The 21,866-nt window shown below is 65.7% G+C and carries 26 protein-coding genes; 11 read left to right on the top strand and 15 right to left on the bottom strand.

Annotated features, from left to right (window positions below; genetic code table 11):
- The first annotated feature begins 61 nt into the window (after positions 1 to 61).
- Positions 62 to 1,114 (top strand): phosphotransferase family protein, encoded by a 1,053-nt coding sequence (locus AWC12_RS13205; protein WP_085174820.1) that lies wholly within the window; start codon positions 62 to 64, stop codon positions 1,112 to 1,114.
- Between the two features lie 14 nt (positions 1,115 to 1,128).
- Here the strand turns inward: AWC12_RS13205 and AWC12_RS13200 are convergent, their stop codons facing one another.
- Positions 1,129 to 1,893 (bottom strand): sulfite exporter TauE/SafE family protein, encoded by a 765-nt coding sequence (locus AWC12_RS13200; RefSeq protein ID WP_165762805.1) that lies wholly within the window; start codon positions 1,891 to 1,893, stop codon positions 1,129 to 1,131.
- Positions 1,894 to 2,117: 224 nt separating this feature from the next.
- Between AWC12_RS13200 and AWC12_RS13195 the strand changes: the two genes are divergently transcribed.
- Positions 2,118 to 2,573: a 2-isopropylmalate synthase gene (locus AWC12_RS13195; protein WP_110808631.1), complete on the top strand. Its 456-nt coding sequence runs from the start codon at positions 2,118 to 2,120 to the stop codon at positions 2,571 to 2,573.
- Positions 2,574 to 2,796: 223 nt separating this feature from the next.
- On the top strand, positions 2,797 to 4,239 hold the full coding sequence (locus AWC12_RS13190) for an APC family permease (RefSeq protein WP_085174818.1): 1,443 nt from the start codon (positions 2,797 to 2,799) through the stop codon (positions 4,237 to 4,239).
- Positions 4,240 to 4,275: 36 nt separating this feature from the next.
- Here AWC12_RS13190 and AWC12_RS13185 read toward each other — a convergent pair whose 3' ends face one another.
- Together AWC12_RS13185 and AWC12_RS13180 are read right to left on the bottom strand one after the other, a co-directional pair.
- Positions 4,276 to 4,653 carry a hypothetical protein gene (locus AWC12_RS13185; protein WP_024446586.1) on the bottom strand — a complete coding sequence of 126 codons (378 nt, stop codon included), beginning with the start codon at positions 4,651 to 4,653 and terminating at the stop codon, positions 4,276 to 4,278.
- 4 nt (positions 4,654 to 4,657) lie between these two features.
- Positions 4,658 to 6,139 carry a cytochrome P450 gene (locus AWC12_RS13180; protein WP_085174816.1) on the bottom strand — a complete coding sequence of 494 codons (1,482 nt, stop codon included), beginning with the start codon at positions 6,137 to 6,139 and terminating at the stop codon, positions 4,658 to 4,660.
- Between the two features lie 127 nt (positions 6,140 to 6,266).
- Between AWC12_RS13180 and AWC12_RS13175 the strand changes: the two genes are divergently transcribed.
- Positions 6,267 to 6,887, top strand: a complete 621-nt coding sequence (locus AWC12_RS13175) for a TetR/AcrR family transcriptional regulator (protein WP_024446588.1) — start codon at positions 6,267 to 6,269, stop codon at positions 6,885 to 6,887.
- On the opposite strand, the gene AWC12_RS13170 is transcribed toward AWC12_RS13175, so the two are convergent.
- The gene (locus tag AWC12_RS13170; RefSeq protein ID WP_085174814.1) at positions 6,884 to 7,186 is read right to left on the bottom strand and encodes a hypothetical protein; all 303 of its coding nucleotides are present in this window, start codon (positions 7,184 to 7,186) and stop codon (positions 6,884 to 6,886) included. The two genes, AWC12_RS13175 and AWC12_RS13170, sit on opposite strands and share 4 nt — an antisense overlap.
- Positions 7,187 to 7,262: 76 nt before the next feature.
- On the opposite strand from AWC12_RS13170, the gene AWC12_RS13165 reads away from it, so the two are divergent.
- Positions 7,263 to 8,132: an SDR family oxidoreductase gene (locus tag AWC12_RS13165; RefSeq protein WP_085174812.1), complete on the top strand. Its 870-nt coding sequence runs from the start codon at positions 7,263 to 7,265 to the stop codon at positions 8,130 to 8,132.
- 3 nt (positions 8,133 to 8,135) lie between these two features.
- Here AWC12_RS13165 and AWC12_RS13160 read toward each other — a convergent pair whose 3' ends face one another.
- Genes AWC12_RS13160 through AWC12_RS13150 form a run of 3 tightly spaced genes read right to left on the bottom strand, consistent with a single transcriptional unit; the run spans position 8,136 to position 11,024 of the window.
- Positions 8,136 to 9,314: an AAA family ATPase gene (locus AWC12_RS13160; protein WP_085174810.1), complete on the bottom strand. Its 1,179-nt coding sequence runs from the start codon at positions 9,312 to 9,314 to the stop codon at positions 8,136 to 8,138.
- 10 nt (positions 9,315 to 9,324) lie between these two features.
- Positions 9,325 to 10,410, bottom strand: a complete 1,086-nt coding sequence (locus AWC12_RS13155; protein ID WP_085174939.1) for a DNA polymerase IV — start codon at positions 10,408 to 10,410, stop codon at positions 9,325 to 9,327.
- A complete protein-coding gene (locus AWC12_RS13150; protein WP_110808630.1) occupies positions 10,407 to 11,024 on the bottom strand; it encodes a TetR/AcrR family transcriptional regulator in 618 nt (205 codons plus the stop codon). The genes AWC12_RS13155 and AWC12_RS13150 overlap by 4 nt, the downstream gene beginning before the upstream one ends.
- Before the next feature lie 87 nt (positions 11,025 to 11,111).
- Here AWC12_RS13150 and AWC12_RS13145 point away from each other — a divergent pair, with 87 nt between their 5' ends.
- The 4 genes from AWC12_RS13145 (at position 11,112) to nrdE (ending at position 14,996) form a co-directional block, all read left to right on the top strand.
- A complete protein-coding gene (locus tag AWC12_RS13145; protein ID WP_085174808.1) occupies positions 11,112 to 11,669 on the top strand; it encodes an NAD(P)H-dependent oxidoreductase in 558 nt (185 codons plus the stop codon).
- A gap of 462 nt (positions 11,670 to 12,131) precedes the next feature.
- Positions 12,132 to 12,371, top strand: coding sequence for a glutaredoxin-like protein NrdH (gene nrdH / locus AWC12_RS13140; protein ID WP_024446595.1), 240 nt, complete (start codon positions 12,132 to 12,134; stop codon positions 12,369 to 12,371).
- A 40-nt stretch (positions 12,372 to 12,411) separates the two neighbouring features.
- On the top strand, positions 12,412 to 12,858 hold the full coding sequence (gene nrdI, locus AWC12_RS13135) for a class Ib ribonucleoside-diphosphate reductase assembly flavoprotein NrdI (protein ID WP_019514555.1): 447 nt from the start codon (positions 12,412 to 12,414) through the stop codon (positions 12,856 to 12,858).
- Entirely contained in the window at positions 12,825 to 14,996 is a 2,172-nt protein-coding gene (gene nrdE / locus AWC12_RS13130) for a class 1b ribonucleoside-diphosphate reductase subunit alpha (RefSeq protein WP_085174806.1), read from the top strand. Before nrdI ends, nrdE begins: the two co-directional genes overlap by 34 nt.
- Positions 14,997 to 15,156: 160 nt before the next feature.
- On the opposite strand, the gene AWC12_RS13125 is transcribed toward nrdE, so the two are convergent.
- Together AWC12_RS13125 and AWC12_RS13120 are read right to left on the bottom strand one after the other, a co-directional pair.
- Positions 15,157 to 15,492 (bottom strand): DUF732 domain-containing protein, encoded by a 336-nt coding sequence (locus tag AWC12_RS13125; protein WP_085174804.1) that lies wholly within the window; start codon positions 15,490 to 15,492, stop codon positions 15,157 to 15,159.
- A 114-nt stretch (positions 15,493 to 15,606) separates the two neighbouring features.
- Positions 15,607 to 15,990 carry a DUF5997 family protein gene (locus AWC12_RS13120; protein ID WP_085174802.1) on the bottom strand — a complete coding sequence of 128 codons (384 nt, stop codon included), beginning with the start codon at positions 15,988 to 15,990 and terminating at the stop codon, positions 15,607 to 15,609.
- A 28-nt stretch (positions 15,991 to 16,018) separates the two neighbouring features.
- On the opposite strand from AWC12_RS13120, the gene AWC12_RS13115 reads away from it, so the two are divergent.
- Complete coding sequence (locus AWC12_RS13115) at positions 16,019 to 16,738, top strand: LysR family transcriptional regulator substrate-binding protein (protein ID WP_085174800.1); 720 nt, start codon at positions 16,019 to 16,021, stop codon at positions 16,736 to 16,738.
- A gap of 67 nt (positions 16,739 to 16,805) precedes the next feature.
- Here AWC12_RS13115 and AWC12_RS13110 read toward each other — a convergent pair whose 3' ends face one another.
- From AWC12_RS13110 to AWC12_RS13095, 4 genes are read right to left on the bottom strand one after another with little or no spacing between them, the layout of a single operon-like run.
- Entirely contained in the window at positions 16,806 to 17,222 is a 417-nt protein-coding gene (locus AWC12_RS13110) for a VOC family protein (RefSeq protein WP_024446600.1), read from the bottom strand.
- A gap of 2 nt (positions 17,223 to 17,224) precedes the next feature.
- On the bottom strand, positions 17,225 to 17,632 hold the full coding sequence (locus AWC12_RS13105) for a VOC family protein (RefSeq protein WP_085174798.1): 408 nt from the start codon (positions 17,630 to 17,632) through the stop codon (positions 17,225 to 17,227).
- Positions 17,633 to 17,641: 9 nt separating this feature from the next.
- The gene (locus AWC12_RS13100) at positions 17,642 to 18,145 is read right to left on the bottom strand and encodes a hypothetical protein (RefSeq protein ID WP_234813996.1); all 504 of its coding nucleotides are present in this window, start codon (positions 18,143 to 18,145) and stop codon (positions 17,642 to 17,644) included.
- Positions 18,146 to 18,152: 7 nt separating this feature from the next.
- Positions 18,153 to 19,334, bottom strand: coding sequence for a geranylgeranyl reductase family protein (locus tag AWC12_RS13095; RefSeq protein WP_024446603.1), 1,182 nt, complete (start codon positions 19,332 to 19,334; stop codon positions 18,153 to 18,155).
- 152 nt (positions 19,335 to 19,486) lie between these two features.
- On the opposite strand from AWC12_RS13095, the gene AWC12_RS13090 reads away from it, so the two are divergent.
- Positions 19,487 to 20,227: a TetR/AcrR family transcriptional regulator gene (locus AWC12_RS13090; protein ID WP_024446604.1), complete on the top strand. Its 741-nt coding sequence runs from the start codon at positions 19,487 to 19,489 to the stop codon at positions 20,225 to 20,227.
- 65 nt (positions 20,228 to 20,292) lie between these two features.
- On the opposite strand, the gene AWC12_RS13085 is transcribed toward AWC12_RS13090, so the two are convergent.
- Both AWC12_RS13085 and AWC12_RS13080 read right to left on the bottom strand, forming a co-directional pair.
- Complete coding sequence (locus AWC12_RS13085) at positions 20,293 to 20,661, bottom strand: DsrE family protein (RefSeq protein ID WP_085174796.1); 369 nt, start codon at positions 20,659 to 20,661, stop codon at positions 20,293 to 20,295.
- 127 nt (positions 20,662 to 20,788) lie between these two features.
- Entirely contained in the window at positions 20,789 to 21,856 is a 1,068-nt protein-coding gene (locus AWC12_RS13080) for an alpha/beta fold hydrolase (protein ID WP_085174794.1), read from the bottom strand.
- Positions 21,857 to 21,866: the final 10 nt, after the last annotated feature.

Below are 21,866 nucleotides of genomic sequence, written 5' to 3'. Positions count from 1 at the left end.
CTGCGGGACACTGGAGCCGTAATTGCGAACCGGCGGTCGCAGAACCTGACACGATGGCGCCATGCCAGTGGAGGTGACGCTGTCGGATGCCGACCAGGATGCGCTGCAGGATTGGATCCGTCGGGCCGGGATCGGGACGGCCGTGTCTGACGTCGAGCCGCTGACAGGTGGGTCGCAGAACATCGTCGTGCGCCTGGATGTCGATGGGACACCGATGGTCCTGCGCCGACCGCCGCCGCATCCCAGGCCGACGAGCGACAACACCATGCGGCGCGAGATCGCGGTGCTGCAGACACTGAAGGGCACCGACGTGCCGCACCCGCGTCTGATCGCCGGATGTGAGGACCTCGACGTGCTCGGGGTCGTCTTCTACCTCATGGAATCGATCGACGGTTTCAACCCGGGCACCGAGGTCGACGACGCTTACGTGCGCGACGCGGGCATGCGTCACCGCGTCGGCCTGTCATACGCGGGCAGTCTGGCAGCCCTGGGCAGGGTTTCGTGGGAAGGCAGTCCGCTGGCCGCCCTGAAAAGGCCGGGATCCTTTCTCGCGCGCCAGGTTCCGCAGTTCATGCGTCTGCTGGAGAGCTATCGCCACGACAACTACGCACCCGAATCGTTCCCCTCGGTACATGTGCTCGCCGAATGGCTGGATTCGCAACGCCCCGACGACACCGAGCCCGGAATCATGCACGGGGACTGCCACCTCAACAACGTCCTGCTGCGGCGCGACGTGCCCGAGTTGGCGGCCTTCATCGACTGGGAGATGTGCACCGTCGGCGACCCGCTGCTCGATGTCGGGTGGATGCTGGTCTGCTGGCCCGACGGGCCCAACCCGATCGATGCGGGCTCTGCGCTGGCCGCTCTGGGCGGGCTCGCGACACGGTCGGAACTGATCGAGGCCTATCGCGCTGCTGACGGTCGCCGTACTTCTCGGCTGGACTGGTACATCGCGATGGCCTGTTTCAAACTCGCGATCGTCATCGAAGGAACGTGGTCGCGCTACCTGGCCGGGCAGGCCAGCGCCGAAGCGGGCGAGCGCCTGCACACCTCGGCGGAGAATCTCATCGAGCTCGGTACCAGGGTGTCCAAGGGCGACAACCCTTTTCTGTGACCGGTCTTTCGTGATCATCGGTAGGCGTCGAAGCCGAGCTTGACGGCGAGCGAGAGGCCTGCGATCCCGATCGCGATCCGCATCGGTTTGTCGGGTGTATGTCGCACGACAATCGGACCGAGTCGGCCGCCCACCAGGCAGCCGAGGCCGAGCGCGACGACGGCGGGCCACTGAACGGGTGCCACCGCGGCGAAGATCAGCGCGGCAACGCCGTTGGCGGCGCCGAGCACAACGTTCTTGGCGGCGTTGGCATGTGCCAGTGTCTCACCGCCGATGCGCAGGAACAGTGCGAGCAGCAGGACACCCGCCGCGGCCCCGAAGTAGCCGCCGTAAATGCAGACCGCGAAGACCGCGATGCCCTGCAGGGCGAGCGCGCGCCGGGGCTTGGCGATCCGTCCGTCTCGGCTCGGTCGCACCGGCAGCACAATTGCCAGCGATGCGAACCCCAGCAGGACGGGGACGACCTTTTCGAATCCTTCATCCGGTGTGGACAGCAGCAGGACCGCGCCGGCGATGCCGCCGACGGCGGCGAACGGCAGGATTCGTTTGAGGAAAGCGCCCTGCCCTCGGAGCTCAGGCCGCGATCCCCAGATCGACCCGACGCCTGTAAAGACCAGCGACACGGTGTTGGTGACGTTCGCGGTCACCGGCGGCAGACCCGTCGGCAGCAGGGCCGGATACGTCGCCACAGACGCCAGCCCCGCGATGCTGCCGCACAGCCCGCCGAGGATTCCGGCCGCGAACAGCAGCACCGCATGCGACCAAGACACTCGGCACATCTTGTCCGACGGAAACTGTTTGCACGAATCAAGGCCGGGGGTCTAGCATCGCTGTCGTGCCGAGGCGACTCGTAGTAGCAACCCGCAGCGGGGTCTGATCCTGACCGACCCCTCGCTGTGGGTCGTCGCTACTTCGTCGGTCGATTTTCTTCGGATCAGAAGGCCGGCACATGAACTCCCCAGTCGCCACCACCTCACCCTCTTCGTCGATACTCTCTGCGTCGATGCCGTTCGCTGCCTACGTTGACGGCCGGATGCCGCGCCCGCTGCGCGAATCGGCCGAAACCAAGACGTTCGACGAGTTCGTCGACGAGTACGCACCGTCGGCCGGTCCGCTCAGACTGGGACAGTGGGCCTGCACCGACGGCGAGCGTCCATCGGGCCGACTGGGCCCGCAGGCCCGCAACTATCAGGCGACGCTGGCGCTCGGAGACACCATCGGCACCTCGCGCGCAGCAGCGTGCGGACCCGTCGCAGCGCTGACAGAGATGCTCCACGCCCGGGGTGTCGCCGTCGAGATGGTCGCGTTCCATCAACTGCCCGCAGGCGAGCACACGGCGACCTTCATCCGCGGCAGCCGCGACGGCAGCGACCGGTGGGCGATGGGATGGTCCGACGACCCGACCGACTCGGCGTTGCGCGCGGTCATTGCGTGCGCCAACCGGTTACTGGCCGATTAGCGAGGTTGTCTAGCGGCCATCGACCCAGCGTCGGGAAGCGCAGCACTGCGTCGATGGGATCCGTGCACCCGGGAGCAAGCGTCCCCGGGTGAGGAACATCAACGACCTTGTCGCCTCGCTGGTCCGAAAGCGACGCCGTTTGGGCACGGGCTTCAATCGGAGGCCTTAGCGTGAAGTCAGCCCCGAGCGGCAGCCGACACGAACCAGGGAAGGCGAGCGTGTGATGGACACGAAAACGGCCGAGCGGCCCGAGGATTCGTCCCTATTGAAGGTGCTCGGCAATTGGGATGTGTTGGCCCTGGGTTTCGGAGCCATGATCGGTTTCGGCTGGGTGGTGCTCACCGGGGACTGGATCGGCTCCGCCGGCACGTTGGGTGCCGTGCTCGCGATGACCGCCGGCGGCGTGATCATGGCTGTGGTCGGTCTGACATACGCCGAACTCACCGCCGCGATGCCCAAAGCCGGTGGTGAACACAACTTTCTCCTTCGCGGTATGGGCCCCCGGTGGTCGTTCATCGGCTCCTGGGGCATCGTCGGCGGCTACGTGACCATCGTGGCTTTCGAGGCGGTCGCTTTACCCAGAACGGCGTTGTATCTGTTCCCCGACCTGAACCACGTCCGGCTGTGGGAGGTCGCGGGCAGCGAAGTTCATCTCACGTGGGCACTGGTCGGTGCCCTCGCGGCAATCGTCATCACCACAATCAACATCCTCGGGGTCAAAACGGCCAGCGTCGCCCAGACCTTCGTGGTGCTATTGCTTCTGGTCATCGCCCTACTGCTGATCGTCGGAGCGTTCACTGGCGGGTCGACCGCCGATATGAAACCACTGTTCACCGGTGGCGCGGCCGGCTTCTTCGCTGTTCTGGTCGTGGTGCCTTTCCTGTTCGTCGGGTTCGACGTCATCCCCCAGTCCGCGGAGGAAGTGAACGTGCCGGCCCGACAGATCGGGCGCCTGGTCGTCGTCGCCGTGATCCTGGCGACGATCTTCTATCTGATCGTTATCGTGACCACCTCGTCGGCAATGCCCGCGAGTCGGCTCGCCGAGGCCGACATTGTCACCGCCGACGCATTCGGTGAGCTGTTCGGCAGCGATTTCATGGCGAAGATCCTGATCGCAGGAGGTATCGCCGGAATTCTCACCTCCTGGAACTCGCTGCTTCTCGGCGCGTCTCGTCTGATGTACTCGATGGCGCGGTCTGGGATGCTGCCCGCGTGGTTCGGCAAGCTACACCCGAAGTTCCGCACGCCGGTCAACGCACTGCTGTTCATCGGCGGCCTATCCTTCATCGCACCCTTCCTGGGTGAGGCGATGCTTGGGTGGCTCGTTGACTCGGGCTCGCCGAGCATCGTGGTCGCCTACCTTCTGGTGGCTGTCGTCTTCGTGATCCTGCGGCGCCGAGAGCCCGCCATGGACCGGCCACTACGGATCGGCGGAAAAGGCAACGGAGGCTTGCTGATCGGGGGCGCGGCGGTCGTGCTCTGCATCGGTTTGCTGAGTCTGTACCTGCCGGGGATGCCGGCATTCCTCGACGTCCAACCATGGGTGCTGTTCGCGGCCTGGTGGGTACTCGGCCTGTTCTTCCTCTTCCGTATCCCTACCGGCGTCGCACCGGGAGAAGACGCCGAGCATCGACTGCTCGCGGCGCTGAGAAATCGCCGGCAGTAGCGGCCCCGCACGCCGTCGATGTTCTGCCCACGCTGATCAGGTGCGGCGTGCCAGCGCCCATGAGCCGAACGCCACGGCGGCCGCGGGCACCCCGATCATGGCGGCGGCGTTCACCGGTTTGACGTCGTCACGACCGAGCACACCTGCTGCGCCGTCGGCGACGTCGCACAGCAGACCCACACGCGCCCAGGCGCGGCGCCTCGGTCCCGAGGACGTCACGGTGCCCAGCCCGACCAGGACGTCACGGACGCCGAACAGCCGCCACACATAGCGCGCCTGCCCGTCCGGGTGTGAGAACCCGAATAACTTGGCCGTCACGTCCGGTCGCGCCCATGCCAGCGCGCCGATACCTACCCGCATCGCGGCCAGCGCGACGACGCCGGTGTCGGCGACACGATCGCGTTGTTCGGTCACGAGCTCAGTGCAGTGGCCGCAGCATGATCGGCATGCCGTCGATCGGCACCGCCATACCGCCGTGGTCGTAGCGCGGCGTGTAACTCGGGTCGACGAGCTCCAGCCGGTACTTGCGCAGCAGCCTGTGCATGACCGTCTTGATCTCCAGCTGGCCGAACACCATGCCGATGCACTTGTGCGCACCACCGCCGAACGGCGCGAACGCATACCGGTGCTTCTTGTGCTCGTTGCGGGGCTCGGCGAAGCGTGCCGGGTCGAACTTCTCCGGATCGGTCCACAGCTCGGGCAGCCGGTGGTTCAGCGCAGGCCACGTCATGATCGCGGTGCCCGCCGGGATGTAGTAGCCCAGCAGATCGGTATCGCGCACGGCCTGGCGGAAGTTGAACGGCAGCGGGGTCACCATCCGCAGCGCCTCGTTGATCACCAGGTCGTAGGTCTCGAGCTTTTCGAGCGCTTCGATGTCCAGCGGGCCGTCGCCGATTCGCTCGGACTCTTCGCGGCAGCGGTCCTGCCACTCCGGGTTGGCGGCGAGGTGATAAGCCATGGTGGTCAGGGTCGACGTCGAGGTGTCGTGGGCGGCCATCATCAGGAAGATCATGTGGCTGACGACGTCCTGGTCGGTGAAGCTCTGACCGTCCTCGTCCTGCGCATGGCAGAGCACGCTGAACATGTCGGTGCTCTCGGAGCGGCGCTTCTCGGCGATCCCAGCGTTGAAGTAGTCCTCGAGCGTCTTGCGGGCGCGGATGCCTCGCCACCAGCTCAGCGGCGGCACCGGCTTGCGCACGATGGCGTTGCCCGCGCGAGTGGTGGTGGTGAACGCCTCGTTGACCGTGGTCACGAGTTGCTTGTCGGTGCCGGCCTTGTGGCCCATGAATACGACGGAGGCGATATCGAGCGTCAACTCCTTGACCGCCGGATAGAACAGGAAGCGTCGGTCGTTGGCCACCCAGTCGTTGGCGATGACCGCCGAAGCCACCGAGTCGATGTGCTCGACGTATCCGGTGAGCCGGCTGCGGGTGAACGCCTCCTGCATGATCCGGCGGTGATACATGTGGTCCTCGAAGTCACGCAACATCAGCCCGCCTTCGAAGAACGGCCCGATCACCGGATCCCACGCGCGCTGCGAGAAGTCCTTGTTGCGGTTGGAGAACACCGCCTGCGTCGCGTCGGGACCCAATGCCCCCACGGCGGGAAGCACCTGCGAGCCGGAGTAGTAGATAGGTCCGTACTTGCGGTACTGGTGCAGGATGAAGTCCGGCCCGCCTCGGAACATCTCGATCATGTGCGCGACGACCGGCAGACCGTTGTCGCCCTTGACGGCCTTGAGACCGCTGCCGGCGGGTGGCTCGGCGAGGATGATCTCGTCCCATTCCTTGTCGAGCAGGCGCTTTTCGATCGCTCCCATGCCGGGAATGGTCACCGGCGTGGGCTTGAGACGCCGTTTCGCCTGGTCGAGCAGATAATCCACCGTCGAGATCGTCGCCATCCAAGCACTCCTCAAACTAAGGGCTGTGGTCGATGTCACTTTGGCCTTATCCTGGTGGACACACTTGACGCCTGTCAAGTTTCGATGAGTTTGTGTCGGAGGTGCCGCGGTGCCAAGGTTGACAGCCATGACGGCCGAACCCACCGACCTTCGCCGCAGCAGGGGTGACAGGCAGCGGGACGCCATCGTCACCGCGGTCCGCGAACTCCTGCAGGAGAAGTCGTTCGCCGATCTGTCAGTGAGCACCATCAGCGAGCGCGCCGGAGTCGCGCGCTCAGGCTTCTACTTCTACTTCGACTCGAAATACGCCGTCCTCGCCGTGATCGTCGCCGAGGCGATGGCCGAATTGGACCAGCTGACCCACCACTACACCCCGCGTGAGCCGGGGGAGTCGCCGTCTGATTTCGCCAAGCGCATGGTCGGCTATGCCGCAACCGTCTTCGCCCTCAACGACCCGATCATGAGTGCGTGCAATTTGGCGCGCAGCACCGATGCCCAGATTCGCGAGATCATGGACGACTTCCAGGAGTCGGTCGTCGAGAAGATCGTCGGCCTGGTCCAACAGGACACCGGCGCACGCCCCATCTCCACGGATCTCACCGCGCTGGTGCGGACGCTCACCGCCGTCACGTCGATGTCGCTGTCGCACGACAGCGCATTCGTGGGGCGTGACGACCCGTCGCGCGCCATCGAGATCGTCGAGCGCCTCTGGCTGAGCGCGTTGTGGGGCGGCGACAACCTGCGCTAGTCGCTTGCGGGAAGCGGCTTGGCCTCCTTGAGGGACAGGGGAGTCGTCCCGACCGACAGCGTCCCCGCACCGGCCTTGGTCACCAGAACTTCCGCGCCGCCGTCGTCGACGTAGCGCTTACCCATCGCGTTACCTGCCGACAGATCGGGATCCAGCGACAGGGACCCGTCCTTGTCGGCGTCGAGGGCGATCATCGGCGCACCGCCGGCGCGGAGATCATCGAGGCTGTCGGCACTGCGCACGACAATGACCTGCGTATCGCACACCTGGCTCTGCAATCTGGTGCCGTTCTTGATCATCAGCGAATCGTATTGCGCCCAAGCCTGCGGCCGGGGTTCATTGGGCGTCGATGTCGCGCCGGTAATGTCACGTCATATGGCACGGAACGGATCTGACGGTTTTGCCGGCAAGCGGTGCTTCCTTACCGGGGCTGCCAGTGGGATCGGCCGTGCGACCGCGCTGAAACTCGCCGCCCATGGCGCGGAGCTTTATCTGACCGACCGGGACGCCGACGGTCTCGCGCTCACGGTGGCCGACGCGCGCGCACTCGGCGGAGTGGTGGCGCAACACCGCGTGCTCGACATCTCCGATTACGACGCGGTGATGGCCTTCGCCGACGACATCCACGCGGCGCATCCGGCGATGGATGTGGTGATGAACATCGCGGGGATCTCCGCGTGGGGCACCGTGGACACGCTGACCCATCGGGACTGGAAATCGCTCATCGACATCAACCTGATGGGTCCGATCCACGTGATCGAAGCGTTCGTGCCGCCGATGATGAAGGCTCGCCGCGGCGGCCACCTCGTCAACGTGTCCTCGGCCGCGGGCATCGTGGCGCTGCCGTGGCACGCCGCCTACAGCGCCAGCAAGTACGGTCTGCGCGGGCTTTCCGAGGTGCTGCGATTCGACCTCGCCCGCTACCGGATCGGCGTTTCGGTCGTCGTACCCGGAGCGGTGCGGACCCCGCTGGTCGACACCGTCCACATCGCCGGCGTCGACCGCGAACATCCGCGTGTGCAGAAATGGATCGGCCGCTTTTCGGGGCATGCAGTCTCACCCGACTTCGCCGCCGACAAGATCCTGCAGGGCATCGCCAAGAATCGCTACCTCATCTACACGTCGCACGACATCCGGGCGCTGTATCTGTTCAAGCGCACCATGTGGGTGCCTTACAGTATGGCGATGAAGCAGGTGAACCCGATCTTCACACGGGTGCTGCGGCCGAAATCGAAGGGCCGCTGACAGTTATCGCTTGCCCCAGTCCCACGGCGGCGTGGTGAGCAGGCCCTGGTCGGCGACCTTGGTCTCGCCCCAGTCCTTGTAGAGCTCGACCTCCCAGGCGTCGCCGTCGGATCCGATCGGTTCTGCGTCGAGTCGCTCACGCAGCGTCTGGGAGTGCGTGACCACCACGACCTGCGTGCGGGTGGCCGCACCGGCGATCAGCTCGGCCAGTGGTGGCACCAGATCCGGATGCAGTGAGGTCTCGGGTTCGTTGAGAACCATCAGCGACGGAGGTTGCGGGCTCAGCAGGGCGGCCGCCCACAGCAGGAAACGCAATGTGCCGTCCGAGATCTCGGCGCTTCGCAATGGACGTAGCATGCCGCGCTGATGCAGATGAAGGTCGAACAGACCGTCGGTGACCGACACCGAGACCGTCGCACCGTCGAACGCGGCGGCGACAGCCCGAGCCAGATCGTCTGTCCCGGTCTCCAGGATCGTCTGGACCGCGGCGGCCAAGTCGGCGCCGTCGTTGGCCAGCACCGGTGTCCTGGTCCCGACCTGTGCCAGGCGGGCGGGGGCATGGCTGTCGGCGCGAAAACCGTCGTAGAACCGCCAGTCTCGCAGCCGTTCCCGGACCATCACCAGCTCGGGTGCGGCGCCCGCCCAGTCGGCCAGAACGCTGTGGTGCGCCGGCAGATTGCGGGCGAGTTCGTCGAAGCCGCGTCCGGACGCGCTCCCGGATTCTGGGGCCACCTCGACCAGCCCGCGGACCCGGCGCACCAGTGTCGTAGCAGGCCGTGCTACCGGACCGGCGAACACCAGCTCCCGCTTGACTTCGGGGTCACGAGCGAATGCGCTCCCTCGCGCCTGGGGCAGCCCCAGGTCGATCAGATAGCCGAAATCATCTGCGGCATAGCCGAGTTCGATCGAAACCGACCTGGTGCGCGGCCCGCCCTGCGCTGTGCCGGTGCGCCGCGCCCCGGTGAGGTGCTCGGGGCCCGCCCACATCGTCGATTCGACACCGCCTTCGCGTGCGAAGGACGCAATCACCTCGCCGCTGCCACAGTCTGCAAGCAGGCGCAGCGCGCGGTACAGCGACGATTTTCCGGTGCCGTTCGCGCCGGTGATGACGGTCAGCCTGCGCAGCGGGAGAACGATGTCGCGCAGCGAGCGGTATCCGCGGATCGCGACTGTCTGCAACATGCCCCAGACGCTAACCGTCGGCGGCGACAACCGGACGTTCGACGTCGTCCATCGCGAGCTCCAGGCGCACCCCGAGCAGCCGAATGGGACGGTCCAGGTCGAATTGAGCGAGGAGGTCGAGTGCCGTCGCGGCGATCGGCTCGAAGTCGGTGGTCGGCGAGGCGAGTTTGCGGATCTTGGTCCTGGTGTAGAACGTCCTCGTGCGCACCGTGACCGCGACGCGGGTCACGACGCGCTGCTGTTCCACGACCTCGGCAAGGGTGCGCCGCGCGAGATCGGCCACGGCTGAGTCCATTTCGGCACGATCGGTGAGATCTTGCGGGAAGGTGATGACGTGGCTGCGCGACCGCGGAACCCAGGGCGTCGCGCTCACGGTGGTGTCCCCGCCACCCTTGGCGAGCAGCAGAATCCACAATCCCGTCGTCGGTCCGAACGTCGAGGTCAGAACTGCCGGATCCGTCGCGGCGAGGTCGGCAACCGTCGTGATTCCCATCGCGGCCAGCTTTTTCGCTGTCTTCGGCCCCACACCCCACAGAGCGTCGACCGGACGGTCACCCATCGTCGTCATCCAGTTGTCCTCGGTGAGCGCGTACACGCCGGCGGGTTTGCCGAAGCCGGTAGCCACCTTGGCCCGCTGTTTGTTGTCGCTGATGCCCACCGAACACGACAGGCCCGTTTCGGACGCGACGACGTCCTGGATGCGGCGTGCGAGCTCGACCGGATTGTCCACGTGCGCGCCGACATAGGCCTCGTCCCAACCCCACACCTCGACCGGATGACCGAGGTCGCGCAGCAGGCCCATCACCTTCTCTGATGCGGCGTCATAGGCAGCGGCATCAGACGGCAGGAACCTCGCCTCGGGACATCGGCGCGCCGCGGTGCGCAGGGGCATCCCGGCGTGGACCCCGAATTCCCTGGCTTCGTAGGAGGCACAGGTGACCACTTTGCGCGGCTCGGTCGGATCTCCGTTGCCGCCCACAATGACGGGCATACCGACCAACTCGGGATGACGCTGGAGTTCGACGGAAGCGAGGAACTGGTCGAGGTCGACGTGCAGGATCCACTGAGCCCGGGCCGCGGTCCCGGATCCGGTCATGACCCGCAGAGCTTGCGTGCCACCGTCTCCCACGCGTCACCGAGTTCCTGCAGGGTGCGGCCGCGGTCGGTGAGCTGGTGGTGGACGTAGTCGGCGTCGAGCAGCGACAGCAGTGCGGTGGCCTGGGTGTCGAGATCTCCCGTGGTTCCCGCGGTGTGGAGCAAAAGCCGGATATGGCTGTGGTGCAACATCATCGGCGCGTTGTAGCGCATCTGCGGGTCGCGGCCGACGTCGGAGAGCAGTGCGCGGTGCGTGTCGACGAACTTCAGTCGCTCCCGGCCGTAGGCGAGCAGGCGCTCCAGGGGAGGGGCGCCCGGGCCCAGCGGCGGCGGGCCGAACAGGAAAGCCTGCTGTTGGAGTTTCTCGTCCTCGTCGAGGAGCACGATCATCAGCCCGGCCCGGCTGCCGAAGCGGCGGAACAGCGTGCCCTTGCCGACCCCTGCTGCTACCGCGATGTCGTCGGTGGTGACCGAGTCGGCCCCACGCTCGTCGATCAGACGGCGCGCTGCATCGAGCAGCAGAGCGCGATTGCGCGCCGCGTCTCCGCGTTCGGGAGGCCCGGGATCGCCCGCCGGCAACACCGGCAGGTCGCTCCGATTCCCCGCCACGCTCACCTCGCAACTTTAACTCAGCGGGAATGTAACGGACCGTGGTCCGGTTACCTCATGGAAATGTGTCTACAAAACGATGAGGAGGAAGCGATGTCGGACCCCGTGAGCGACAGCACGGTGCTGGTTCTGGTGGGAAGCCTTCGTGCGGCTTCGGTCAACCGTCAGCTGGCAGAACTTGCCATCGAGTCGGCGCCCGACGGCGTCAGCCTCGAGCTGTTCGACCGGCTCGGCGAACTGCCCCACTACAACGAGGACATCGACAACGACGACAACGTCCCGGAATCCGCGGTCGCGCTGCGCGAGGCCGCCGCCCGCGCCGGGGCGGCGCTCGTCGTCACTCCTGAGTACAACGGCACCATTCCCGGGGTGCTGAAAAATGCCATCGACTGGCTGTCTCGTCCGTACGGCGACAGTGCGCTGAAGGACAAGCCACTGGCGGTCGTCGGCGCCGCTCTCGGTCAGTACGGCGGCGTGTGGGCGCACGACGAGACTCGCAAGTCCTTCGGGATCGCCGGTCCGCGGGTGGTCGACGATCTCGACCTGTCGGTATCGTCGGCGGCATTCGACGGCAAGCGTCCGCGGGAGAACGCCGAGGTTGCCGCTCGGGTGCGCGAGATCGTCGGCAAGTTGGCCGCCGAGATCGGCTGAGCTGTACTCGACTGAGAAGAGCCACGCCCGCAGCGGCGTGGCTCTTTCTCGTGCGCGCCGGGGCCGATTTGCTGAGCCGCCGCGGTTTCACGGGCCCGCCTGGCGGGAAATGTCGGAGCCCTCTGATAGACCGGGAGTAGGCGGTCGCCGCACCGCCGCTGTGATCTGTGACACGCCGAAAGCGGCGCGACACACCGCAGTTACCAGGGAAAATTCCAAACGTGTGATTACGACCATCTTGTGTGTGCTCTACTAACGGGGCACAACATCTAGTGGCTAGGGTGGAGAGCGGCGAAAGATGCGATTTGTCCTCGGCGGGGAGTCTGGGAGGAAGTTCCTTCCCGGACACGGCGTTGAGGATGACAGAGCTTCGGTCGTCCGGCCAGCTGTCCGTCACGTGGGGTGCGGAGTGACAACGAACCACAGGTCGTCGAAGAAAAATTTCGCTGAGGGAGCCCGCAAATGACTGTCACCGTGTACACCAAGCCCGCCTGCGTCCAGTGCAATGCCACCTACAAGGCTCTCGACAAGCAAGGCATCGCCTACGACATCGTCGACATCTCCGTCGACAGCGAGGCGCGCGACTACGTGATGGCCCTCGGTTATCTGCAGGCTCCCGTCGTGGTGGCCGGCAACGACCACTGGTCGGGTTTCCGTCCTGACCGGATCAAGGCGCTGGCCGCGGTTGCGGCGACCGCATAACTTCAGAACACATCGACCACGTGACATTGGAGAGGTAATCGTGAGCAATCTCGTCTACTTCTCCAGCGTGTCGGAGAACACCCATCGTTTCGTGCAGAAGCTCGAGCTTCCTGCCATCCGGATCCCGCTGAAGGAACGGATTCAGGTCGATGAGCCTTACGTGCTGGTGTTGCCCACCTACGGCGGTGGACACGCCAACGGTCCCGATCCCGATCGCGGGGGATACGTCCCCAAGCAGGTGATCGCCTTCCTCAACAATGAACACAACCGGTCGTTGATCCGCGGCGTCATCGCCGCGGGCAACACCAACTTCGGCGCCGAATTCGGCTACGCGGGGGTCGTCGTGTCTCGTAAGTGCGGCGTTCCATTTCTCTATCGGTTCGAACTCATGGGAACGACGGACGACGTCTTCGCCGTCCGCGCAGGATTACAAGACTTTTGGAAGGACCAGACGTGCCACCAACCGTCACAGCTGCAGAACCTGTAACTTCCACCGGCGCGCATGCCCTGCCGGGGGAGATGGATTACCACGCGCTGAACGCGATGCTGAATCTGTACGACGCCGACGGCAAGATTCAGTTCGAGAAAGACGTTCAGGCGGCGCGGGAGTACTTCCTGCAGCACGTGAACCAGAACACGGTCTTCTTCCACAACCAGGATGAGAAGCTCGACTACCTGGTCCAGAAGAACTATTACGAGCGCGAGGTGCTCGACCAGTACTCGCGCAACTTCGTCAAGACGCTGCTGGATCGCGCGTACGCCAAGAAGTTTCGTTTCCCGACCTTCGTCGGCGCGTTCAAGTACTACACGTCCTACACGCTGAAGACCTTCGACGGAAAGCGCTACCTGGAGCGCTTCGAGGACCGCGTCGTGATGGTGGCGCTGACGCTGGCCGCCGGTGACACGACGTTGGCCGAGCAGCTGGTCGACGAGATCATGGACGGTCGCTTCCAGCCGGCCACGCCGACGTTCCTGAACTCGGGGAAGAAGCAGCGCGGTGAGCCGGTGTCGTGCTTCCTGCTGCGCATCGAAGACAACATGGAGTCCATCGGGCGGTCCATCAACTCGGCTCTGCAGCTGTCCAAGCGCGGTGGCGGAGTGGCGTTGCTGCTGACCAACATTCGCGAACACGGCGCCCCGATCAAGAACATCGAGAACCAGAGTTCCGGCGTCATCCCGATCATGAAGCTGCTAGAGGATTCGTTCTCCTACGCCAACCAGCTCGGTGCCCGACAGGGTGCGGGGGCGGTGTATCTGCATGCGCACCACCCCGACATCTACCGCTTCCTCGACACCAAGCGTGAGAACGCCGACGAGAAGATCCGTATCAAGACTCTCTCGCTGGGTGTCGTGATTCCCGACATCACCTTCGAGCTGGCGAAGAACAACGAGGACATGTACCTGTTCTCGCCGTACGACGTCGAGCGCGTGTACGGCGTCGCCTTCGCCGACATCTCGGTCACCGAGAAGTACTACGAGATGGTCGACGACGCGCGCATCCGCAAGACGAAGATCAAGGCGCGCGAGTTCTTCCAGACGCTGGCCGAGCTGCAGTTCGAGTCGGGCTACCCGTACATCATGTACGAGGACACCGTGAACCGGGCCAACCCGATCGAGGGCAAGATCACGCACAGCAACCTGTGCTCGGAGATCCTGCAGGTGTCGACGCCGTCGTTGTTCAACGAGGATCTGTCGTACGCCAAAGTGGGCAAAGACATTTCGTGCAACCTCGGCTCGCTCAACATCGCCAAGGCGATGGACTCGCCGGACTTCGCGCAGACCATCGAGGTGGCCATCCGCGCGCTGACCGCGGTGAGCGATCAGACGCACATCTGGTCGGTGCCCTCGATCGAGCAGGGCAACAACAGCTCCCACGCCATCGGCCTGGGGCAGATGAACCTGCACGGCTACCTGGCCCGTGAGCGGATCTTCTACGGCTCCGACGAGGGCGTGGATTTCACCAACATCTACTTCTACTGCGTGCTCTACCACGCGCTGCGCGCCTCGAACCGCATTGCGATCGAACGGGGTACAGCGTTCGGTGGTTTCGAGAAGTCGAAGTACAAGTCGGGTGAATTCTTCGACAAGTACACCGATCAGGTGTGGGAGCCCCAGACCGACAAGGTGCGCGCGCTGTTCGCCGACGCGGGCATCCGCATCCCGAATCAGGACGACTGGAAGCGGCTGAAGGAGTCGGTGCAGCAGCACGGCATCTACAACCAGAACCTTCAGGCGGTGCCGCCGACCGGATCGATCTCCTACATCAACCACTCGACGAGCTCGATCCACCCGATCGCCAGCAAGGTCGAGATCCGCAAGGAAGGCAAGATCGGGCGCGTTTACTATCCGGCGCCCTACATGACCAACGAGAACCTGGAGTACTACCAGGACGCCTACGAGATCGGCTACGAGAAGGTCATCGACACCTATGCCGCGGCCACGCAGCACGTAGACCAGGGCCTGAGCCTGACGCTGTTCTTCAAAGACACCGCGACGACGCGCGATGTGAACAAGGCGCAGATCTACGCGTGGCGCAAGGGAATCAAGACGCTGTACTACATCCGCCTACGTCAGATGGCTCTTGAGGGCACTGAGGTAGAGGGTTGCGTCAGCTGCATGTTGTGAGCTGAACCGTTCAGCGCCGCCGGTGTTTTCGCCGGCGGCGCGGCGCGTTCGGCCCGGCAGCGGCGACCGTGGGGGTTAAGTACGTGTTCGGGCGGTTTGGCGTGCATAAGGCCCACGTTCGGCCGCGATCCCGTTCTCCAACGGCGTCGTTCGAAAGGGGTCAGCCGGGGGCCTGCGTGCACATGGTGCCGCGTGCGGCGCCCACCAATGCGGAGGCCTGGGCCGGGCTCGCGCCATATGGTGCGGTCACGGCAGCCACAGCAGCGTCCTGGCCCTGGCCGGTGTAGAGCACCCGGCAAGCCTGCAGGCCGGCCGTCATGATCGCGTCGTCATTGCCGGGGAAGCCTGCCGCGCGAGATTGATCGATGAACCGCTGCTGCTCGGCGGTGAACGGTATCGGCCACGCCGACGCCGGGGCGACGCCCACTGTCAGTGCCGACCCGGCGGCGAGTGCAGCCGCCGCGGTGGCCAGAAAACCGATCCTCGTCGGAGCCATGCCGGTCTCGCTTTCTCTGGTGATCCACCCGATGCCGGGTACAACCCAGCGTAGGACTGCCCATAGGTACCCCCGCACACCAATTTGTGGGCGCCTCATCCGGGGGAGTCCGGATCAGTCGCGCGCCTGATCCGCCCGCAGCGCCTTCAGGCGGCGCTCCTCGCGCAGCACATTCTGGTAGCTCTCGCGTTCGGCGACCAACCAGTCGGGCTTCTCCTCGAGCAGGGCATCGATCTGTTCGGTGGTCAGCGCATCGGTGATGCCGCCGCGTCCCAGGCCGGCGATCGAGACACCCAGCTTGGCGGCGACGAGGTTCTTCGGATGCGGCCCGTTCTTGCGGAGGTCTTTGAGCCACTGCGGGGGGTCGGACTGCAACGCGGCGAGTTCGTCGCGGGTGATCGCAGTGGCTTGGAACTCCGCGGGCGTCGCGGGCAGGTACACGTCCAGCTTCTTGGCCGCCGTGGCGGGCTTCATGGACTGCGCATTCGGCCTGCTCATGGGATCAGCGTATCGGTAGCCTGATGCCGTGGCTTCGCCCTCGCTGCCCTCCCTCACCCTCGGGTACGTGCCCGGCGGGACGCCGGCGAAGTGGGCCCGGATCTGGGCGGAGCGGCATCCCGACATCCGGCTGGAGCTGCGCGCGGTCCTCGCAGCGCGAGCAGCCGACGAAGTCAGAGCAGGCCACCTCGACCTGGCATTGATTCGGTTGCCCACCGACACGTCGGGCCTGGCTGTCATTCCTCTGTACGAAGAGAGAACCGTGGCAGTGGTGCCGACCGACCACGTGCTCACTGCCGGCGACGAGATCACGGCCGACGACTTGGTCGGCGAACCGACGCTGATACCGCTCGACGACGTCGTCGTGTGGACGGACGCTCCTGGCGCACCGGTCGAGCACCGACCCGAAAACACCGAGAGCGCAATAGAACTCGTCGCAGCTGGGATGGGTGCGCTCATCGTCCCCCAGTCGCTGGCGCGGCTGCACCACCGCAAGGACCTCACCTACCGCCCGATCGTCGATGCACCCGCGTGTCAGGTGGCGCTGGCCCTCCTGGACGGACCGCAGTCGGAGCCCGTCGAGCAGTTCATCGGCATCGTGCGAGGCCGCAAACCCGGCTCGTCGCGTGCGCAGACGCAGCCGGCGCCCAAACGCACCGCCCGAGAGAAAACCCTGGCCAAGCAAGCGGCACGCGCCGCTGCGGGCAAGGTCGCCCGCACGCCGGGCCGGACCGGGCGCGGCCGCTAGTGTGCGGCCAGATCGCGTTTCCGACCGTGTAGGCGATCTGTTCGCACACCAGCGGTCTGAGACGAGCTCACAGTGTCAGCGTGCCGTCGGCGTTGATGGTCCACTCCGGGTTCAGCGCGACTTCCCAGACGTGACCGTCCGGATCCGCGAAGTATCCGGAATAGCCGCCCCAGAACACCTTTTCGGCCGGCTTGAGAATCGTGGCGCCCGCCGCCTGAGCCTGTGCCAGCACCGCGTCGACGTCCGCTTCGGTGCGTTGGTTGATCGCGATCGTGATTCCGCTGAATGTGCCGTCGACCGGGTGGTGAGTGTCCTCGGCGAGATCCGCGCGACCGAACAGTGCCAGCGCAATGCCGGGCAGCTGGTAGAAGACGACGCCCTCCGGCGCGGCGTGGGCAACCCAGCCGAGACCGTCTTCGTAGAAGCGACGTGCACGGGCGAGGTCGTCGACGCCGAGGGTGATCAAACTGATGCGCTGCTCCATGATCACCAGTCTCCGGGCTGGCCGGGGCGATAGGTGCCGATAGACCATTGGCGGCCCTCCGGGTCGAGCAATTCGGTCCGGAAGTTGCCCCACGGGGTTGTCCCCGGCGCGACGAGCACGGTCGACCCGTGCGCCACCGCCCGCTCGTGGATGGCGATGATGTCTGACCTCCCGAGAATCACGTACAACCCGGAGCCGACGCAGTCCCCCTTCGGGGCCGGGACGTCATAGCCCCGGTCATCGCGCTGCACGCACACCACCGCATCACCGCGCTTCAGTTCGGCATGAGTGATGTCGCCCTCGTGGTGGAAGTCGCGCACCAACTCGAAGCCCAGCACGTCGATGATCCAGCGGACAGCTGCATGGGGATCGCGGTAACAGATGAAGGCAGATAAGTGTGCTGTGGGCATGCCACGGGTCTACCGCTCACCACTGACATCGAAGGGTGACACGAGGTCCGACCAGAACTCGACGGTCGGCGCCGCGTCGGCGCCAAACTTCCCCGCGAGATAGTCAGCGAGATTGGCGCTCGCCACGACCACGTCGGTCCGGACCACCGACAACACCGGATGGCCGACCGTGCCGCGGCCGGCCGGCAGGTAGTGGTGTGCACACACCGGAACGAGCTGCGGGACGCGCTCAAGCTGGTATCTGGCCGAACGCAGCGCGTCTTTCATCCGGGCCGGCCGCTTTCCCCACCCGTCATGCCAGAACTGAGCCCACTCCACGGCGAACAGGACGCCCTCGGCCGGCAGCTGCAGACGTTTGGCGAGGCTTCTGCGACCTTCACCACGCCAGTCGGGCCACGACGCGCCAACAGGCACACCAGCGGCCAGGAACGCCCGGTGGTCACCGGCGAACTCGAACCCGAACGTGTCCTCGACGCGCGCGATCTCGTCGTCGGTCAGCCCCGGCTCGACCATCGGCAGATCAGAAGCTGTGCAGCGGGCCCTGAGCCTTCTTGTACAGCGCCTTGAGCATGCGATCGCGGAACGCCGCATTGTCGATCAGCTTCACGCCCGCATTCGCGAGCTTCGGCTGCCCGATCAGCTTGTGCATGTAGCGGCCACGCTTGTACTCCCTGCCCCACGCGGCTTCCATCCTCTGCGCGTAGTTGGTGAAGTCGTCGGGCCCGCCGTTGGTCAGCGCCGCCACCGCGCATTCGCCTGCGGCCAAACCGGATTCGAGTGCCTTAGAGATGCCTGCACCCGAGGCAGGCTTGCCCGCACCCAGCGAGTCGCCGGTGAACAGCACGCCCGGACGCCACGGCGGCCAGGCCGTGAAGCCCATGGGCAGCCGCCAGGCCCGCACGCTCTTGTTCTTTTTCAGCTCCTCGATGGGAGGCAGCTCCCATTCGCGGGGCAGGGTGCGCAGGAACTCGCCCAGGAACTGGGTGGCGTTGATGGACTGCCAGTTCTTGTAGCTGTTCACGTAGCCGAGCCCGATATTGAAGATCCCGTTTCCCATCGGGAACACCCAGCCGTAGCCGGGCAGTTGGTCGCCCTCGAACAGCAACTTCAGATAGATGTCCAGCGAGTCGGAGTCCGCGCGGTTGGCCGGCATCTCCGAGCGGATGGCGATCGCGGAGTAGCCGTTGTACTCCGAGTCGATCTTCAGCGCGCGCTTGATGGGGGAGTAGGCGCCGTCAGCGGCGATCACCGCGTCGCCGTACACCTTCTCGCCGCCTTTGAGGACGACGCCGATGACGCGGCCGTTGGCGTCGAACTCGGGTCCGGAGACCTCGGCGCCCTGACGGATCTCGGCGCCGGCTGACTCGGCGTGCTTGAGCAGCACGGTGTCGAGGTGTTCGCGGCTGACGGTGTGGCCGTGGTCGGGCATGCCCGGGCGCTTGGGGAACGACAGCTCCCAGCGGCTCGGGCTGAACACGGTGACCCGGTTCACGCGGTGGTAGGTGGCGACTTCGTCGGCCAGGCCCATCTTCTGCAGGTAGCTGACCGCGCGGGCGGTCAACCCGTCACCGCAGGGCTTGGCGCGTGGGAACTGTGCCTTGTCGCAGACCACGACTCGGGCGCCGGTTTGCGCGGCCTGCCATGCAGCGGCGGAGCCCGAGGGGCCCCCGCCTGCGATGACCACGTCGTATCGCTGCGTCATAGATCTCTCTCGTCATGCGGATGTCGCAGCGATAGTACCCAAACTCGCTGTGCGCATCGCGTCGAGGGATGACGCCGTCACAGACCTGTGAGATGCGTCTGCCCGAGGCGGTATGAGCAGGTCAGCGGGGCCTGAGCGGGTACAGTGATCGCGTGCGACGAGGGTCGAGGGCACGTGCGGGCCAAGAAGCGGGCGTCAAGGTCGACGCCCGCAGTGAGCGCTGGCGCGAGCACCGCAAGAAGGTGCGGTCCGAAATCGTCGACGCGGCGTTCCGGGCGATCGACCGGCTCGGCCCCGAGGTTTCGTTGCGCGAGATCGCCGAGGAAGCCGGTACCGCCAAGCCCAAGATCTACCGCCACTTCACGGACAAATCGGACCTGTTTCAGGCGATCGGTCAGCGCATGCGCGACATGCTGTGGTCGGCGATCTTCCCGACGATCGACATCGCCACCGATCCGGCGCGCACCGTCATCCTGCGCGCCGTCGAGCAATACGTGCGGCTCGTCGAGGAGCATCCCAACGTCGTGCGGTTCCTGATGCAGGGCCGCTTCGCCGAGCAGAGCGAGTCGGCGATGCGCGCACTCAACGAGGGTCGTCACATCACATTGGCCATGGCCGAAATGTTCAACAACGAGCTCAAAGAGATGGAACTCGACTACGCGGCGTTCGAGCTGGCCGGTTTCGCGACATTCGGCGCGGCCGCGTCGGCCACCGACTGGTGGCTCGGGTCCGACCATGCCAGTCCGCGCCGGCTGCCTTCCGAGAAGTTCGTCGAATATTTGACGACGATCATGATGGGTGCGATCAACGGCACCTGCGAGGTGCTGGGCATCAAGGTCGACCCCGACGTACCGCTCCACGAGGGTGTCAAACGCCGCGAACAGGTCGCCTGACCCCTCCCGGCCCTCGTTCAGCAGCGCGGTGACCGCGGCCACTTCAGCGGCTCGCCGTCGTCGCTTCAATAGCTGAAGGTCGTTGCACCGTCCCCGATCCATTCCCAGAGCTGGACAGTCCCGCCCATGTCCGCGCCTGCGATGAACGTCGACGGGTCGAGCTTCTTCGCGTTCACGCACAGCGGACAGACCAGATAGCGACCACCCGCCTTTTGGTAGCGCTCTACAAGGTCCTGCAGGGACGGGCAGTTCTCGCACGCGGTCGCGACTGCGACGCCTGAAACTGCCAGGCGCACAGCCTCTTTCGCCAGAAACATCATCGTGGGCCGGCCGGCCTCGGCGGCGCCGAGCGCTACCAGGAAGGCCACGGTGACCTTCTCGGCGTCCTCAAGGCCCGTGGTCAGGCTGATCGCGGCTTTGCGTTCGCTGTTCATTGGTGTCCTCCGTGTGAATGGTGGTGTTGACACGAAGGACGCTATTGAGGAAAGACCACCGCGAAATCGGTGCTGGCCGCCGTCTTCGACGCCGCGGAGATGGTCGCGATGGCGGCCGACACGCAGGTCAGCCGCTGAGGAGGCGGGCGACCGCCGCGGCCCGTGCGGACCGGCCCGTCAGGCCCAGCTTGGTGTAGATGCTCGTCAGATGGCGTTCGACCGTGCGCACCGAAAGGGCGAGTTCTGTTGCCACTTCGGCGTTGTCGCGTCCCTGGCCGACCAGCCGCAGCACGTCGCGCTCCCTGTCGGTGAGAGTTCGTAGTGCGGCGGGCGTGCTCGGCGCGGTGACGCGTTCGCCGGCGAGGAACGCGCCGACCTCTTCGACGAACACGCGCCAGGCCGGTTCGTCGGCCAGCGTGATGTGGTTGTCGCTGTCGAGTGTCACCAGCCTGGCGTTCGGTATGCGTGAGGCGAGTTCGCGGCCGTCTGCGAAGCCGTTCATCCGGTCGCCCCGCGCATGCACTACCAGGGTGGGCATGGTGACGTGGGACAGCAGCGCGCCGACATCGGCCTGGGCGCGTGCGGCGCGCGAGCGCATCGCGTTCTCCGTCGACGTCGCGCGTGCTTGGAGCGCATCGAGCCAGCCGGCCTGCTCTTCGGATGCCCCGGGAATCATCAGATCGGTGAAGACGCGCCGGAACGTGCTGTCCGGGCGCTGCCAGCCGACTTTGATCATCTGCTGGAAGAGGCGCTCGAGCTCGGCGGCCTCCTCGCTGTGGTCGGTGGTGCCGTAGGTGCCGTAGAGGATCAGCCGGGACACGCGGTCGGGGTTCTCGATGGCGTAGGTGATCGCCACCGGGCCGCCCTGTGACATGCCCACCATCGCGCAGCGGTCCAGCTGCGCCGCATCGATCACCGCGGCGAGGTCGGCCACCCGCGCGGGCAGGCTGAAATCGGAGACGTCCCAATCGGACATGCCGAAGCCGCGTTCGTCGTAACGGATGACTGTGGCGATCCGGCCGAGGTCGCGCAGGAAGTGTTGCCACACCGGGCTTTCCCAGTCGAACTCGAGGTGGCTGAGCCAGCAGGTCGTGAGCAGCAGCGGCGGGCCGGATCCGTGGACGGCGAACGCGATCCGGGTGCCGTCGGCGCTGCGGCAAAAACGAACCTCCTGCGGAGGTGCGTCGGACGCCATGCCTGGCAGA

This window comes from Mycolicibacterium iranicum (genome assembly GCF_002101705.1).
Taxonomy (GTDB): Bacteria; Actinomycetota; Actinomycetes; order Mycobacteriales; family Mycobacteriaceae; genus Mycobacterium; species Mycobacterium iranicum.
Note: the sequence above shows the minus strand (reverse complement) of the source record. Positions and strands in the feature narration are given on the sequence as shown.